Source organism: Oceanicaulis sp., assembly GCF_965284345.1.
In the GTDB taxonomy this organism is placed as follows: Bacteria; Pseudomonadota; Alphaproteobacteria; order Caulobacterales; family Maricaulaceae; genus Oceanicaulis; species Oceanicaulis alexandrii_A.
The window spans coordinates 670,882-687,435 of record NZ_OZ260073.1 but is presented as its reverse complement, the minus strand read 5'-3'; the positions used below and the strand labels follow the sequence as shown (position 1 = coordinate 687,435).

The following is a 16,554-nucleotide window of genomic DNA, read 5'->3' as shown; positions in this document are numbered from 1 at the left end:
GCGCCTAGCCGGCGGCGGCTTGTTCAAGCCGTGAGATCAGCGTGCTGTCCACTTGATCTGACACCGTCAGGCCCTGGGCGCGACGGAAGCTGCGAATGGCGTCACGCGTGCGCGCGCCCATCATGCCGTCCGCGGGGCCGGGCTGATAGCCGAGCTGAGACAACAGGGCCTGCGTGCGGGCGATCTGGGCGGGGCTGGCGAGCGCGCCCACCTCCCAAGACTGGGGCGGATACTCGCCCTGCGCTTCAGGGCTGCTGGCGCGCGGCGTGAAATTGCGTGCGACGGATTCCGCAGCGGCGCGTTGTTCGGGCGTCAGCATGGGGCGCAGCTCGGCGGCGGAGTTGCGCGCTTCACCATCGCCTGCGTTCGCGGCGATGGTGAACCAGGCATAGGCGTCCGCCGCGCTTTCAGGAACGCCGAAGCCTTCCTTGAACAACAGCGCGATATTGACCTGGCTGTCCACCAGCCCGTGCAAGGCGCCTTGCTCGAACCAGCGCGCCGCAATCGCCTGAAAATCAGGCGTGGATTCCGCGTTGATGAACATGCCGCCGGCATCGTGCATGGCTTGCACATTGCCGTTCTCGGCGGCGCGGGCCATCCACTCCCGCGCCGAAGCGGGGTTGGCGGGAACGCCCTCGCCATTGGCCAGCATCAGCGCGAAACGGCGTTGAGCGGCCGGCACGTCCTGTTCGGCGGCGCGTCGCATCAGGGCCGCGGCGTCGCTGAACCGGCCTTCGTCAAGTTGTTGCAGCGCCAGTTGATAGCGCGCCACGGCGTCGCCATTGGCGGCGGCGCTCTCAAGGCTGGGCGTCGGAGTGACGGCGGGACGCGGCGCAGGCGTTTCGGGACTGGGTGTCTGGGCGGCCGGCGCCGGAGGCGTCGCCGTCTGCGTTTCAGGCGCCGTCGGTTCCGTTTGTGATGGGGAAGGCGGCGCAGCCGCGGGCTCTGACGCCACGCCCTCAGCGTCATCACCGCGCAGATCCGGCGCTGGTGACGCCGTCAAATCCGCCGGTTCTGAGAACAGGCTGGACAGGGTTGCGCTGGGGTCCGCGTTCAAGGCTGAGTCTTCAGGGCCGTTGATGGCCTCCATGACCAGCATGCCCGCCGCCGCCGCGACCGCCAAAAAGCCCAACGCGCTGGCGCCCAGCAGCAAGGTGCGGTTAGAGCGGCGCTGTTCCGCTTCCACAGGCGGTGTCCAGCCCGCTTCGCCGCCGCGATTGGCGCGAACCTGTTTTCTGGCCTTGGCGAGGAAATCCGCATCCGCCGTCGCGCCCATGGCGACCGGTTTGCGCGGTGCAGGCTCTGGCTGCGGCTCAGGCGCGCGGTGCTGGGGCGCCGGCTGCGGCTTGGGAGACGCGGCGAGTATGGGGTCCGGTTCAGCGCGGGTGAAGGAGGATGCGCGTGCGGGCTCGGCCTTGATGTCGAAATCATCATGGGCGGGCAGCGAGAAATCATCATCCGCTTCGGTATTGCTGACCCAGTTGTCCGGCGCTTCGGGCAGGGGTTTGCTGAAGTCGTCGATCGCGTCCGCCGCTTCGCGCACGATGGCTTTTGACGGGTCTTTGTCCTTGTCTTTGGACTTGCCCTTGCGACCTTCGATGGCTTCCAGCCGTTCGGCCAGCGCATTCATCGCTTTCTGGACCGGAGACAGCGCCTCGCTTGTATCCTGGCGCGCCTGGTCGAGCCGTTCGTGCAGCCCCGTCATCGCCTTGTCGATGCGGTCCGCCGTGCGCTCCTCAGAGGCGCGGATACGGGTTTCAAGATCCTGCTCGCCATTGGGTGAGCGTGCGTGTTCTAGACGTTCTACAACCTGGGCCATGCGTTCGCCCGCTGCTTCGACCGCCTCGGCCGAGCGGTGCTCGGCTTGCTGGACGCGGTCCGCCAAGTTTTCCCCAAGCCTCGCCACCTGTTCTCCAATCCGCCGCACGGCGACCGTGTTGTCTTGGCGAACCTTTTCAAGACGCGCTTCGAGATCGGAGCGGTCCTGTTTGGATTGGCGTTTGGCTTCGTCTTCGTCCAGGCGGCGCTGCAGGCGCTGCTCGGTCCGATCCAGTCGCTGCTCCACGGCGCGGGCCATGCGCGCCACTTCGCCGCCAATGCGTTGCAAGGCGTCAGACTGGCGCTGTTCGGCGGCGCGAAGCCGGGTTTCAGCCTCCGCCAGCGCGCGCTCAAGCCGCGGGCTGTCCGCGCTCTTTGAGACTTCTGCGATCTGGCGCGCGCATTCGCTGCGCGTTTCGCGGATGACATCCGCGACTTCGCGCGCCAGGGCATCGATGCGGCGCTGGACGTCTTCATCCTTGACGGCCTGAGATTGGACGGTCTCAAGCTGGCGCAAACGATTATCGAGTTTTTCCTGCGATCCCGCCAGCGCTTCGGCGGCCCGCTGGGTGGCGCCTTCGGCTGAGATGATGCGGCTTTGCAGCGAGCGCGACGTGTCTTGCAGATCGCTGAGCAGGGATTGGGTGCGCTGGTCACGCGTCTCGACCAGCTCGCGCAGGTCACGCGTTTCGCTGCTGAGCGTCTTTTCAGACTCTTCTAGACGTTGGCCGAGTTTTTCCAGTCCGCGCTCGGCGCTGTCGCGGCGGCGCTCTTCCTTGTGGGCGAGATTGTCGAGTTCGGCGCGGACATCGCGCTCGGTCTCATACATCCGCCCCGCCAGCTTGCCGACTGTGGTCTCGACCGATTTCAGCGCCGCCGGATCTGCGCCAGCGCCTGGCCCGGCGCGCTCCAGCCGGCGCACGCGTTCCAGAATTTCATCTTGCTGCGCGCGGGTGCGTTTGAGGGCGTCTTGCGCGGTTTCGCCCTCTTCATCGACGCTGTCCTCGATCAGATCGAGGCGGCGTGAGATGGAGGTGACGGATTGGTCGATATGAGAGAGCGCCTGGGTGGAGCGCCGTTCGGACGCTTCCATGCGGTCTGACAGGCGCTGCACGAGCTCGGTCAGCTGGTCGTCATGACCGGGGCCGCCGCCATCGCCGCCGCCAAATCCGGGAAACCGGGAGAGCTGATCATCCCAGTCCTTGGCGGTTTCAGACACGCCGTCATCGAGAATGACGCGGTTCAGCCATTCGCCCAGAGTCATGCCTTCACGCCTCGCCGCTGATTTGGCGAGGGCGCGGGCGCGGGGATCAATCCCCTTCACACTCCAAGGCGCCACAGGCGGCATGCCGACTCATCTCCACACTTCCATGCTCGACCCTATAGACGCGGTTAATATTGTGTAAACCAGTCAGGCAGGCGCCATATCTGGTATTCCACATGGAATCACCGCCCACGAGGCGAACGCATGGACTCAACTCTTAATCAAGAGCATCTGATGCGGTTAACGCCTCGTAAATCTCTCTTAAACCGGAGAGAATCGTTTCAGCGGGCGGTTTCGACATGGGGCAGCCAGTACGGCGCCAAATCTGACATGCGGGTTTCCAGCGTATCGGCCTCCGCCAGAGGTGAAGCCTGGATGGGCCGAGGCAGTTGACGGCCAAGGTCAAAAAGCGACCAGGCCGGCCCTGGCGCGCCTGCCGCCAGATAGCGTTGCCCCAGATGCCAATACGCGTCAGGCGCAAAAGGATCCATGATCAGCGCTTCGGCCAGCAATTGCGCCGGATCGAGGTCGGGCCGCGCCTGCAATCCGACCCGGCCCCAGGCGATCAGGGCGTTGGCGGTCAGCAAGCGGGCGGCGGCGCCGCCATGGCCTTCACGGTCAACGAAGGGCGCGAAGCGTTCGACTGCGAGGGCTGGATTATTGCGTTTCAGTGCATCAAGCCCGGCGGCGAGCGCTTGAAAGGCTTCATCCTGTCGGCCTGCCAGAGCGAGGGCGCTCGCATAGGCGCAGGTCAACCGGGCGCTGCCGATGGAAGCTTCAGGGCAGGGGCCGAAATGATGGGTTTCCTGGATTTGAACCAGCAAGGCGCCGGCAAAATCGCCTTCTTCCTGAAGGCGCTGGCTTTCTTCAAAAAACTCTGCCGTATCGGGCCCGGCTCCATAAACGCCGTCCAGCGTGTCGGTTGCTGCGGTCAGCACGGCGCGCAGCCGGTCTGCGCCGGCGTAAACCTGCACGCTGTCTTGCGGCATTGGCGGCATGACAGGTTCTGGCGCATCGGCCTCTGAAGTCCGGGTCCAGCGCTCCAGGCGCCCAGCCGGGCTGTCGGGGCTGTAGACCACGAAAGAGAAGGCGCAGGGAAAGCGGGCGTCTTCAGACAGCCGCGCCAGAATGTCAGGATGAATCGGCGCCACATAAGGCAGCCAGGCCAGCGCGCTGGAGGCGTGCTCAGGCCCGATCACAGGCGCGTCGCAGCGCGAGCCCTCTGCCCCGTAATCCGCGCTGAACACAACCTGATCGTTGTAAAGGGCGATGAAGCCGGTGGGCGTATCGGTCACTGCAAGCGTTCCGGTCTGGCTCGCCACCCCGGTCGCCGCTTCCAGCCAGACCCGGTCAAACGTGCCGGCGTTGCCAAAGCTGATCACGTCCCGGCGTCCGCCCTCGCTCAGCGCGACATAGATATCGAGATGGCGGCGCGCTTCCGCATAAAGGCTGGTGCGGACCACAGTGTCCTGATCCGCCGCCCGGGCGAACAGGGCGCCTTGGGACATGTCGAGCCACATCTGAGCGTCTGATTGCGTCACCCAGCTGGCCCAGTCGCGCCCATAGCGCGCCACACGCGTTTGATCATTGAGAATATCAATTGAGCTTGTGCGCGACGTCTCGACCCGCCACGCCGCCTGGATGTCTTCAGGGGCCGTGCGCACGTCCGGCGCAGTCTGAGCGCTCGCAGCGGGCGTCAGAAAAAGGCAGGCGGCGAACGCAAACAGGCGCATTTGCAAATCCTTGGCCGAGAGGTCGGCGAGTCTGCTTCAGTTAAGCGCCAAATCAATCGAGGAATGCGGCGCGGTCAAGGCGCCAGTGAGACAAGGTTGAGAGTGTCACATGCAAGCCAACAGATTGACGTTGACGTTCACGTCAAGTGGCATACACTCTCCCTCATGACAGATGCTGTGATCCCGGAGGTCGATCTTTCCATCCGTGAAATTGCGGAGAAGTTCGACGTAACGCCTCGCACCTTGCGGTTTTACGAGCAGAAAGGCCTGCTCAATCCCAAGCGCCGGGGCGGCTCGCGTTGGTATACGCCAGGTGATGTGGCGCGCTTGTCGCTCATTCTGCGCGGACGCCGCGTAGGGTTCTCCCTCGAAGAAATCGGCGAAATGCTCGACCTGGAAGCGTTGGCCACGCGCTCTCATGAAACCTTGTCGCGCAATCTGGGGCGGTTTCGCGCCCGAATCGCCGCGCTTGAACAGCAGCGCAATGATATTGAAGATGCGCTGGCGGAATTGAATGCGGGCTGCGCCTGGCTGGAAGAACGCCTGGCGGATCGAGAGCCTTCTGAAGACATCAAGCGGCGCGCCGCCGCGTTTGAGGCGCTGGCGTCCGCACGTTTGACCCAATGGTCCGGGCATCCGCCCGATGACCCCACATGACGCTTTCGCGAAGAGGCCGTGACAGGACTCGACGCGCACCGGCCGACATGGCCCCATACCTATAACCCCCTCGTTCCCTACGGAGACGGTTCAAATGCCCGATTACAAGGCCCCAAATCGCGATCAGACGTTCGTCCTGAACGAGCTGCTCAACGTTCAGCAATACAATGACATCCCCGGTTTCGCGGACGCGTCCGAGGACATCGTCAACGCCATCCTGGAAGAGGGCGGCAAGTTCTGCGAAGGCGTGCTGCACCCGCTCAACATGGTCGGCGACCATGAAGGCTGCTCCTTGAAAGATGGCGTTGTGACCACGCCGACCGGCTTTAAGGGCGCGTATGACCAGATGACCGAAGGCGGCTGGACGGCTCTGTCAGCCCCGGCCGAATTCGGCGGCCAGGCTCTGCCGCATTATCTCAATCTCGCTTTCAACGAGATGGTGACCAGCTGCAACATGGCGTTCGGCATGTATCCGGGGCTGACCAACGGCGCGGCGCAAGCCCTGCTGGTGGGCGGCTCTCAGGAGCAGAAAGAGCTCTATCTGCCGAAAATGTTCTCCGGCGAATGGTCGGGCACCATGAACCTGACCGAACCGCATTGCGGCACCGATCTGGGCCTTTTGCGCACCAAGGCGGTTCCGAACGGCGACGGCAGCTACAAGATTTCCGGCCAGAAGATCTGGATCTCCGCCGGCGAGCACGAGATGAGCGGCAATATCGTTCACCTGGTGCTGGCGCGGGTCGAAGGCGCGCCGCAGGGCGTGAAAGGCATCTCGCTGTTCGTGGTGCCGAAATACCTGCCGGACGCGGACGGCAATCCGGGCGAGCGCAACACGCTTCAGTGCGGCGGTCTGGAAGAGAAAATGGGCATTCACGGCAACGCCACCTGCGTCATGAACTATGACGAGGCCAAGGGCTGGCTCGTGGGTGAAGAGAACAAGGGCCTCAAAATCATGTTCGTCATGATGAATGAGGCGCGTCTGGGCGTGGGCCTGCAGGGCCTGGGCCTGGCGGAGACCGCGTACCAGTACTCTCTGGCCTTTGCGAAAGACCGCATCCAGGGTCGCTCGCTGACCGGACCGAAGAACCCCGATGGTCCTGCCGACCCGATCATCGTGCACCCCGATGTGCGCCGCATGCTGATGGACCAGAAAGTCTTCGTCGAGGGCGCGCGCGCCTTTACCTACTGGACCGCTCTGCAAGGCGATCTCGAGCACAAGGCGACCGATGAAGCTGTCCGCGAAAAGGCGGGCGACTACATGGCGCTGCTGACCCCGATCGTGAAGGGCTATCTGACCGATAAGGGCTATGACAGCGTCTCCACCGGTCTGCAGGTTCATGGCGGATCGGGCTTCACCCGCGAATGGGGCGTTGAACAGCTGCTGCGCGATGCGCGCATCACCTTGATCTATGAAGGCACCAACGGCGTTCAGGCGCTTGACCTGGTGGGCCGCAAGCTGGCCATGGCGGGCATGCGCCCGATCAACACCTTCTTTGGCGAGCTGGACGAATTCATCGCCGAGAATCAGGGCGACGCAGATCTGAAGATCTATGTGGACGGCCTGGCGGATGTGAAAGCCAAGCTTCAGACCGCCACCAACTGGCTGGTCGAAAAAGGTCTTGAGAACTTTGACAACGCCGGTGCGGCCTCGACCGATTACATGCACCTCTTCGGTCTGACCTGCTTTGCCTATATGTGGGCGAAAATGGCGAAAGTGGCCGCCGCCAAAAAGGGCGACAGCGACCCGATCTACGCCACCAAGTTGGTTACGGCGAAATACTTCGTCGAGCGTTGGTTGCCTCAGGCGGACGCCCATCTGGCCCGGATCGAAACCGGCGCCGAGACCATGATGACGCTCGAAGCTGAAGCGTTCTGAGACTGATCGTGAAAGCCCTCCGCCTGCTGGCGGGGGGCTTTCACGCAATAAATATTCGGGAGGAAGACACCAATGACGGCGCAAGTTTTAAACGTGCCCAAGCCTGAATGGCTGGACCAGGAAGACGTGAATATTTTCGACGGGGCCGTGCGCGGTTTCATCGAAAAGGAATGCCTGCCCCATGGCGATCGCTGGGAGAAAGAAGGCTCGGTGGATCGCGAGGTCTGGACCAAGGCCGGCGAAAGCGGCCTTCTGTGTCCGGCGGCGCCGGAAGAGTTTGGCGGCGCAGGCGGCGATTGGCGCCATGACTACGCCTTCCACATGGCCGTCTCCGAAATGGGTGTGGATGGCTGGGGCGCCAGCCTGCACAATTCCATCGTCGCGCCTTATGTCTGGCATTACGGAACGGAAGAGCAGAAAAAGCGCCTCCTGCCCAAGCTGGTCTCAGGCGAATATGTCGGCGCGATCGCCATGACCGAGCCAGGCGCGGGCTCTGACCTTCAGGGCATCAAGACCAATGCCGTCAAAGACGGCAATGGCTACAAGATCAACGGCTCGAAAACCTTCATCACCAATGGCGGCATGGCGAACTTTATCGTCGTGGTGGCCAAGACCGATCCCAAGGGCGGCGCCAAGGGCACCTCTTTGTTCCTGATCGAGACCGACGGGTTGGAAGGCTTTCGCCGCGGCCGTAATCTCGACAAGGTCGGCATGAAGTCGCAAGACACCGCCGAGCTGTTCTTTGAGGACATGAAAGTGCCCGCCGAAGCGCTGCTCGGTGAAGAAGAAGGCCAGGGCTTTTTCCAGCTCATGGAGCAATTGCCCCAGGAACGCCTTCAGATCGCGGTTCAGGCCGTGGGCATGATGAAGCGCGCGCTTCACGAGACCATCAATTACGTCAAGGAACGCCAGGCTTTCGGCAAACCGGTGCTGGGCTTTCAGAACACCCAGTTCAAACTGGCCGAGCTGAAATCCAAAGCGACCATCGCCGAGGTGTTTGTCCAGCACTGCTCGGATCTGCTGCTTAAAGGCCAGCTGGATGCGGCGACCGCGTCGATGGCGAAATACTGGTGCACTGACATCCAGTGCGAGCTGATTGATGAATGCGTGCAGCTGCATGGCGGCTACGGCTTCATGAATGAATATCCCATCGCGCGCATGTGGCGGGACTCGCGGGTGCAACGCATCTATGGCGGCACCAACGAGATCATGAAGCTTCTGATCGCGCGGACGCTGTAAGAGATGGGTGTTGCCGCCCCCTCCGGTCCTTCGGACCACCTCCCCCGTGAACGGGGGAGGACAATGACGTTGGATGCTGGCGTGTCCTCCCCTGCTTGCGGGGGAGGTGTCAGCGAAGCTGACGGAGGGGGCGAGCATGCGTGATCGCCAGACTCAGGTGCGGGCAAAACAGCTACGCCATGAGATGACCAAGGCTGAAACAGTCCTTTGGACTCAGCTCAAGGGACGCGCTCTGGGCGGCTGGAAATTCCGGCGCCAGCACCCGGTTGGTCCCTACATTACTGATTTCGCCTGCCTCGAGGCGGGGCTTGTCATCGAGATCGATGGCGCCACCCATGCCGAGAACCATGAGATAAAACACGACCGAAAACGGTCGGCCTTTCTGACGGAACAGGGCATTGAAACCCTGCGCGTCAGCAACTTGGATGTTTATGACAACCTGGATGGCGTGGTGCGGTTGATTGCCGACACGCTCGCCCCCCTCGGCCCTTCGGGCCACTCCCCCCGCAAGCGGGGGAAGACAGATAGCGCCGCTCCCATATTGTCCTGTTCTGACGAGGCAGGCAGGGAAGACGGCATTCATAACAAGCTCACCCAGGGAGGATCCCTTTATGACTGACGCTTATATTTATGACGCCACGCGGACACCGCGCGGCAAGGGCAAGAAAAACGGTTCGCTGCACGAAATCACCGCGCTGCAGCTCGCCACCCAGCAGCTTCAGGCGATCCGCGATCGCAACAATCTCGACACCTCCTTTGTGGATGATGTTGTGCTGGGTTGCGTGTCGCCGGTGGGCGAGCAGGGCGCCGATATCGCCCGCGCCGCTGCGCTGAACGCGAACTATGCCGAGACCGCGTCCGGTTTTCAGGTCAACCGCTTCTGCGCCTCTGGCCTTGAAGCTGTGAACCTGGCCGCTGCGAAAGTCATGTCCGGCGAAGCCGATCTGGCCATTGGCGGCGGCGTGGAAGCCATGTCGCGCGTGCCGATGGGTTCAGACGGCGGCGCCATGGCGGTCGATCCCGAAATGGCGTTTGACCATTACTTCGTGCCCCAGGGCGTGTCCGCGGACCTGATCGCCACCAAATACGGCTATTCGCGCGATGATGTGGACGCCTATGCGATCGAATCTCAAAATCGCGCCGAAGCCGCCTGGAAAGAGCGCCGCTTCGACAAATCCGTCGTGCCGGTGAAAAACCAGCTTGGCCTGACCCAGCTTGACCATGACGAGCATATGCGCCCGGGCACCGACATGCAGTCGCTGGCGAGCCTGAAGCCGTCCTTCAAGGATTTGTCGGCGTTTGTGGGCCTTGATAAGGTCGCCATGCAGAAATACCCCGACATCGAGAAGATCAACTTCGTCCACCACGCCGGCAACTCCTCGGGCATCGTGGACGGCGCCGCCGCCATCCTCGTCGGCACCAAGGAAATGGGCGAAAAGCTCGGCCTCAAGCCGCGCGCCCGCATCCGCGCCATGGCGTCAACCGGTTCTGAGCCGACCATCATGCTGACCGGCCCCGCGCCGTCCGCACGCAAGGCGCTGAAGAAAGCCGGCATGAGCCCGTCCGACATTGATCTGTTTGAAATGAACGAGGCGTTCGCTTCGGTCGTCCTGCGCTTCATGGAAGATCTGGGCGTGGATCACTCCAAGACCAACGTCAATGGCGGCGCCATCGCCATGGGCCACCCGCTGGGCGCCACAGGCGCGATGATCCTCGGGACCGTGCTCGACGAGCTGGAACGCACCGGCAAGTCCACCGGCCTCGCCACGCTCTGCGTCGGCGGCGGCATGGGCACCGCGACCATCATCGAGCTTGTTTAAGTATAGAGATTTGAGGGCATATTCATGACCTACACGCATTTCAAATTCGAGGTGGACGGCGACGGCATCGCGCTCATCACCTTTGACTCACCCAACGTCTCCATGAACGTTCTGTCCAACGCAGTGATGCAAGAGATGGGACAGATCGTCGAGACAATCAGCTCTGACGACGCCATCAAGGGCGCGGTCATCACGTCTGGCAAGAAAGCCTTCTGCGCCGGCGCTGACCTCAGCGAGCTGGGCGGCGGCATGGCCGACCTCAAGGGCATGTCTGAAGAAGACGCCAAGGCGAAACTGTTTGAGACCGCCTATCGCCTCAACCAGTCCCTGCGCAATCTTGAAACCTGCGGCAAGCCGATTGCCGCCGCGATCAACGGTCTGGCGCTGGGCGGCGGCTTTGAAGTCACGCTGGCTTGCCATTATCGCGTCATGGCGACCGATACCGGCGCGAAACTGGGCCTGCCTGAAGCCCTCGTCGGCGTTCTGCCGGGCGGCGGCGGCACCCAGCGTTTGCCGCGCCTGATCGGCGTGATGAACGCGGCTCCGATCATGCTGCAGGGCAAACAGCTCGACGCTGAAAAAGCCAAGCAGCAAGGCGTCGTCCACGAGATCGCGCCGGTGGCCGAGATCGTCGCCAAGGCCAAGGAATTGGTCAAAGCGGACGCCATGGGCGGCAAGCAGCCCTGGGATCAGGACAAGTTCAAAATCCCCGGCGGCGGCCCCTACCATCCCGCCGGCCTTCAGGTCTTCATGGGCGCATCCCCGATGTTGCTGAAAGAAACCTACGGCAATTATCCGGCCCAGCGTTACATCCTGTCGTGCGTCTATGAGGGCCTGCAGGTCCCGATGGACGCGGCCCTGCGCATTGAGAGCCGGTATTTCACCAAGCTGCTGATGCGCCCCGAGAGCCGGAACATGATCCGCTCGCTCTTCTTGTCCAAGCAGGCGCTTGAAAAAGGCGCGCGTCGTCCGGCGGGCGAAGAAAAGGCCGAGATCAAGAAGGTCGCCGTCATCGGCGCGGGCTTCATGGGCGCCGGCATCGCCACCGTGTCGGCGCAGGCCGGCATCGAAGTGGTGCTGATCGACGTCAATCAGGAAGGCGCAGACAAGGGCAAGGCCCATGTGGCGGCGCACTTCGCCAAGGGCGTCAAACGCGGCAAGCTCACCCAGGACGCGGCGGACGCCAAGACCAATCTCGTCACCGCGACGACGGATTACTCCATGCTGAAAGACGTGGACCTGGTGGTCGAGGCCGTGTTTGAAAACTCCGAACTCAAGCACAAGATCACCAAGGCGGCTGAAGAGCATATGCCGGCGGACGCGATCTTTGGGTCCAACACCTCCACCATTCCGATCTCCTCTCTGGCCGAAGCGTCCTCGCGTCCGGAGAATTTCATCGGCGTTCACTTCTTCTCGCCGGTCGAGAAGATGATGCTGGTTGAGCTGATCGTGGGCGAGAAAACCGGCGGTCGGGCCATTTCGATGTGTCTCGATTTCGTGGCCAAGATCAAGAAGACCCCGATTGTCGTCGCCGACACCCGCGGCTTCTACGCCAACCGCTGCGTCATGCGCTATATCGAGCAGGGCATGTACCTGCTGACCGAAGGCGTGAAGCCGGCCCTGATCGAAAACGCCGCCAAAATGGCCGGCATGCCGGTCGGCCCGCTCTCTTTGCAGGACGAAGTGGCGATTGATCTTGGCTACAAGGTGCTTCAGCAGACCAAGAAGGATCTTGGCGACGCGTTTGAAGACACCCCGAACGCTGAAGTCATCGAGAAGATGTACGAGCTGGGCCGCTATGGCCGCAAGAACCAGAAGGGCTTCTACGTCTATAACGACGAAGGCAAGTCGCTCTGGGACGAGCTCGATCAGTTCGCTCCGAACGGCAAGCTGCTCGACGAGCAGCCGGACGTGCAGGAAATCAAGGATCGCATCCTCTACGCTCAGGCCATTGAAGCGGCCCGGACGATGGAAGAAGAGATCGTTGCTGACCCGCGCGAAGCCGATGTCGGCTCGATCCTCGCCTGGGGTTTCGCGCCCTATACCGGCGGCGTGCTGAGCTTCATCGACACCATCGGCGCCAAAGCCTTCGTGGACCGCGCGGACGCGCTGAAAGCGAAATACGGCGCACCGTTTGAAGTGCCCGCCCTGCTGCGCGACATGGCCGGCAAAGGCGAGACCTTCTACGGACGCTTCGCCCCGGCGAAAGCGGCGTAAGCACGGTCACAGACCGAACAGGAAAGGCCGGGCGTTTCGCCCGGCCTTTTTTTATATTTAGGACATCTGCCCATGAGAGAGCTGATCGCGCGATCAAGCTCCTTCTCGACTGATCTTTCTCGGAACGCGGCGGCTGGGTGTGCGTTGCTTTAGGACAAGCAACAGCAAAGAAGGAGGATCCCAATGGCCTCCCATTACAATACCGAGACCGCACCCGCTGATAATCAGGCGTTTTCTGAAGCGTTTGACGAAACAAAATCAGTAGACCGCAAAGGCCAGCTGCGTCCCGACGACGCCAAGTTGGGCGACCAGACCGTGCCTGTTGATCAGGCGCTGGATGGTGGGCGAGGCGAACGGTTCGGCGAAAAGGTGGCTCAGGACTCAGCCGGTCGACTTGGCGCGCGCGAAGATACGGTCGAGCGCGTCGCTGACGCGGATCGTGAGAACACGCCGAAAAAACCTGATCAGAGCGAAGACGAGAAAGACGACAAGCTCGACGAGGCGCTCGACGACACCTTCCCCGCTTCCGACCCGCCCCCCATGCGACCGGGGCAGGACTAAAGCGTGCTGCAGACCTTGAAGCATTAAAGGAGGACGATGTGAGCGACACATCTGAGACATCAGATCCGAAGGCGGAAGAAACCCTGGATCAGGAAGCCCAACGCCGGCGCGAAGCCGGAGCGGATGGCGCGAAAGCCGATCGTCTCCCCGAGCCTGGACCGTCTGAGCATGCCAAAACCAAGACACGCTAGACGTCCGTTGCGCGAGACCAATAGGGCCTGATTCCGGTCAGGCCCTATTAGGTGTTGGAGTAAGAATTCCCGTGTAAGCTGAACCGGACCGGTATTGCTACCATTTGAAAGAATATGACTATTCCATTTATTAACATATTTGTTAACCAATGTGCTTGAGTAAAACCGTCTCTATTGCTTTAATTTAATCGTCGGACAAAGACATTGTCTTGAGCAGAGTCTCTTTCAGCTTGGGGCCGATCTCCTCCGACAATTGTCAGGCTTCCCTCGGTCCTGACGGGCGGCTTCCCCTCAGCTGCCGCCCAACGACCGACCTCTCCCCTGGAGGTCGTCAGCCCTTGGGTCCACGGCCATTGGCCGCTCAGGACCTGTGTGCGTCCACCGCCCGACGCCCCGCTCAATCCAGCGGGGCCGGGCGGTGGCTTTGCGCTTTCCTCCATGTCCCGGCCAGGCCGCTTCGCTTTCCCCTTCATGGCAAGCGGGCAGAGCGCTGTGTCTTTTCAGGCATAAAATGCGGATGGGTTCGAACTGCCTCTGAGACGGGTGGGATGACAAACCGCATGTTGACTTATAATACGGGGAGATTGCGAATGACTCTTTCCTTGAAGGAAACACATGGACCGGATCGACGCGCTTCGCCTCTTCGCCGCTGTGGCGGAACTGGAAAGCTTCACCCGCGCCGCCGAACGGCTCGGGATGACGGCGGGCGCCGCCTCAAAGCAGATCTCGGCGCTTGAGGACCGCATGCAAGCGCGCCTGCTGGAGCGGACGACGCGGTCTGTTCGGCTGACAGATGCGGGCCGCGCGCTGCTGGAGCGGGTCGGGCCCTGGCTGGCGGAATATGACGCGATCGAGAACGGTCTGGTGGCCGAGCAGGCCGCGGCGGCGGGTGTGCTGCGCGTGTCGGCGCCGGTGGATTTCGGGTCCTCGCGCCTGATCGAGCCGATTACGCGGTTCATGGCGCAATGGCCGGGGGTCGAGGTGCGTCTGGAGTTCTCTGACCGCATGGTCGATCTGGTGGATGAAGGCTTTGATCTGGGCGTTAGGATCGGTCAACTCAACGATTCCAGCCTGATCGCGCGCCGTCTCGCGCCCGCGCCGATAAAAGTCGTGGCGAGCCCGGCCTATTTGAATGCGGCTGGCGCGCCCGAGCATCCCAATGACCTCGCGCGGCATGACTGCATCATCGACCGCAACAAATCCGCCCCCAATCAATGGCGGTTCCAGCGCGGAGATGACGCCGTCGAGGTGAAGGTGTCCGGGCGGTTGACGCTTCACGGCGCCCGGGCAGCGGTCTGCGCCGCTGCAAATGGAGCAGGGATCGCCTCCTTGCCGGCCTGGGCGGCGCATACCTCCTTGGACGATGGCAGCGTGGTCGAGATCTTGCCGGACTGGGCGCCGGATCATCGCGATCTGTGGGCGGTTTTCCCCTCCAACCGCTTCCTGGCGCACCGGGTCCGTTTGCTGGTCGATCATCTGGTGGACTGGTTTTCAGACGGGCTCTAGCCCAGAAAGCCCCGCAGCCGCTCAGCCATCGCTGCGCGATCCTTCAGCTCGCATTCCCAGAGCACCAGCGCCCGCCAGCCTTGATTTTCGAGCGCTTGCAGGTTCGCCGCGTCGCGGCTCATATTGCGGGCGATCTTGGCGCGCCAATACTCGGCGTTGGTCTTGGGTTGGCGCGAACCGCGCTTGCAGTCATGGCCATGCCAGAAACAACCATGCACGAAGATCACGGCCTTCCTGCCTGCGAACACCAGATCCGGGGATCCGGGCAGATCCTTGCGATGCAGGCGATAGCGATAGCCCAGGGCATGCGCCATCCGGCGCACGATCATTTCAGGTTTGGTGTTCTTGTCCTTCACCGCCCGCATCACCCGTGAGCGCTCGTCCGGGGTGAAGACGTCATGAGGTGAGCGCGACATCGTTATTCCGCTGGTTCTCTCGCGGTCAGAACAGCTTCTGCGTGTTCCAGGATCGGTTCAAACAGGCCTTCGCGCAAAAACGCCACCACGGGCGCCGCGACGCCGTCACCGGCCAGATGCAAGCCCGCGCTTTCGCGCTGGGGCAGCTGATACTCATCGGGCAACCCCATCAGCCGCGCATATTCGCGCGCCGTCATGGGGCGCGTGCGGACCCGGCCAGAGCGTACGGAGACTATAAACTGACGCGAAGAGCCGCCGCCGGGCGTGCGCAGGCATCCCGCCAGCCCGTCAAAGCGGACCTCGGCGCGCTGCTTGCGCTCACCTTTCTCGATGCGCGTCCGGCGATAGAGCGCCCCGATCATTGGGGTATCTGACTGACGCGCCGCCTTGAGCTTGGCCTTGTTGCCAGGGCTCATCATGGCGAGCAGACGCTTGGTCTCTTCCGGGCTATGCCAGGGCGTGCGCCGGCTGGGCTCGATCAGATCGCCTAGCATTTGGTTCGGGATTGGCGGCACGGGCAAAGCCCACCACAGCCAGTTGGCTTTCTGGGCGTCGGGCAAGCGCTCTGCGGCGCGGCGTACGGCGCGGGTGTGGAAGGGCGAGATTCCATCCGGCGCCTCGTCCAGCACCAGCTCGTCGGGGATGGGAATGTCCTTGCGCAAGGCCACCACGAACAGGCGCGGGCGCGATTGCGGCACGAACCAGCGCGCATCGATCTCCATGGCGCCGACCCGGTAGCCGCCCGCGTCCAATGTCCGGCATAGCGCTTCAAAGTCGGCCCCGTCCGAACAGGTCAGAAGCCCGGTGACGTTTTCCAGCGCGATGAGTTTTGGGCCGCGGCCTTCATCGTTGAGCGCCTCGATCAAACGCCAGAACCCGTAAAACACGCCCGAGCGCTCGCCCGCCAGACCGCTGCGGTTTCCCGCGAGCGACAAGTCCTGACAGGGAAAACTGGCCCAGGCGAGATCGGCTTCGCCCGGAAGATCAGCAGCGTTCAGCGCGCACACATCGCCTTGGTGAAAATGCTCATCGCCGAAATTGGCGCGATAGGCGTTGGCCTTGTCGGCATCGATATCATTGGCGAACCGGCAGCGCCAATGCGCGCCGAGCCCCAGGCGCGCCATCCCGCCGCCACAGAAGAATTCGTAATAGCCGTATCGGGAATCACTGCGCATGATGGCCAGCATACAGGCTTGGCTCTTGGAGCGAAGCTGGACTGAGCGCTAAACTGCGCCGGGATTGTCAGGGGCTCGGCC

General features: G+C 62.5%; 13 protein-coding genes. 9 read left to right on the top strand and 4 right to left on the bottom strand.

The window, feature by feature from the left end; all coding sequences use genetic code 11:
- Positions 1–4: 4 nt before the first annotated feature.
- Together ACQ66J_RS03445 and ACQ66J_RS03440 are read right to left on the bottom strand one after the other, a co-directional pair.
- Positions 5–3,166 carry a peptidoglycan-binding protein gene (locus tag ACQ66J_RS03445; protein ID WP_430430496.1) on the bottom strand — a complete coding sequence of 1,054 codons (3,162 nt, stop codon included), beginning with the start codon at positions 3,164–3,166 and terminating at the stop codon, positions 5–7.
- A 197-nt stretch (positions 3,167–3,363) separates the two neighbouring features.
- Positions 3,364–4,815, bottom strand: coding sequence for a hypothetical protein (locus tag ACQ66J_RS03440; RefSeq protein WP_430430495.1), 1,452 nt, complete (start codon positions 4,813–4,815; stop codon positions 3,364–3,366).
- 165 nt (positions 4,816–4,980) lie between these two features.
- Here ACQ66J_RS03440 and ACQ66J_RS03435 point away from each other — a divergent pair, with 165 nt between their 5' ends.
- The 9 genes from ACQ66J_RS03435 (at position 4,981) to ACQ66J_RS03395 (ending at position 14,882) form a co-directional block, all read left to right on the top strand.
- Positions 4,981–5,472, top strand: coding sequence for a MerR family transcriptional regulator (locus ACQ66J_RS03435; RefSeq protein ID WP_107712630.1), 492 nt, complete (start codon positions 4,981–4,983; stop codon positions 5,470–5,472).
- A gap of 94 nt (positions 5,473–5,566) precedes the next feature.
- Entirely contained in the window at positions 5,567–7,348 is a 1,782-nt protein-coding gene (locus tag ACQ66J_RS03430) for an acyl-CoA dehydrogenase C-terminal domain-containing protein (RefSeq protein WP_430430494.1), read from the top strand.
- Between the two features lie 72 nt (positions 7,349–7,420).
- Entirely contained in the window at positions 7,421–8,587 is a 1,167-nt protein-coding gene (locus ACQ66J_RS03425) for an acyl-CoA dehydrogenase family protein (RefSeq protein ID WP_375548473.1), read from the top strand.
- A gap of 136 nt (positions 8,588–8,723) precedes the next feature.
- Positions 8,724–9,206: an endonuclease domain-containing protein gene (locus ACQ66J_RS03420; protein ID WP_430430493.1), complete on the top strand. Its 483-nt coding sequence runs from the start codon at positions 8,724–8,726 to the stop codon at positions 9,204–9,206.
- Positions 9,199–10,407 (top strand): acetyl-CoA C-acetyltransferase, encoded by a 1,209-nt coding sequence (locus tag ACQ66J_RS03415; protein ID WP_430430492.1) that lies wholly within the window; start codon positions 9,199–9,201, stop codon positions 10,405–10,407. The genes ACQ66J_RS03420 and ACQ66J_RS03415 overlap by 8 nt, the downstream gene beginning before the upstream one ends.
- A 24-nt stretch (positions 10,408–10,431) precedes the next feature.
- Positions 10,432–12,624, top strand: a complete 2,193-nt coding sequence (locus ACQ66J_RS03410) for a 3-hydroxyacyl-CoA dehydrogenase NAD-binding domain-containing protein (protein ID WP_430430491.1) — start codon at positions 10,432–10,434, stop codon at positions 12,622–12,624.
- Positions 12,625–12,807: 183 nt separating this feature from the next.
- Positions 12,808–13,185: a hypothetical protein gene (locus ACQ66J_RS03405; protein WP_430430490.1), complete on the top strand. Its 378-nt coding sequence runs from the start codon at positions 12,808–12,810 to the stop codon at positions 13,183–13,185.
- A gap of 38 nt (positions 13,186–13,223) precedes the next feature.
- Entirely contained in the window at positions 13,224–13,376 is a 153-nt protein-coding gene (locus ACQ66J_RS03400; protein ID WP_430430489.1) for a hypothetical protein, read from the top strand.
- A gap of 615 nt (positions 13,377–13,991) precedes the next feature.
- Positions 13,992–14,882: a LysR family transcriptional regulator gene (locus ACQ66J_RS03395; RefSeq protein WP_375548479.1), complete on the top strand. Its 891-nt coding sequence runs from the start codon at positions 13,992–13,994 to the stop codon at positions 14,880–14,882.
- On the opposite strand, the gene ACQ66J_RS03390 is transcribed toward ACQ66J_RS03395, so the two are convergent.
- Together ACQ66J_RS03390 and ACQ66J_RS03385 are read right to left on the bottom strand one after the other, a co-directional pair.
- A complete protein-coding gene (locus tag ACQ66J_RS03390) occupies positions 14,879–15,298 on the bottom strand; it encodes a very short patch repair endonuclease (RefSeq protein ID WP_430430488.1) in 420 nt (139 codons plus the stop codon). The two genes, ACQ66J_RS03395 and ACQ66J_RS03390, sit on opposite strands and share 4 nt — an antisense overlap.
- 2 nt (positions 15,299–15,300) lie before the next feature.
- Positions 15,301–16,485, bottom strand: a complete 1,185-nt coding sequence (locus ACQ66J_RS03385; RefSeq protein WP_430430487.1) for a DNA cytosine methyltransferase — start codon at positions 16,483–16,485, stop codon at positions 15,301–15,303.
- Between the last annotated feature and the right edge of the window lie 69 nt (positions 16,486–16,554).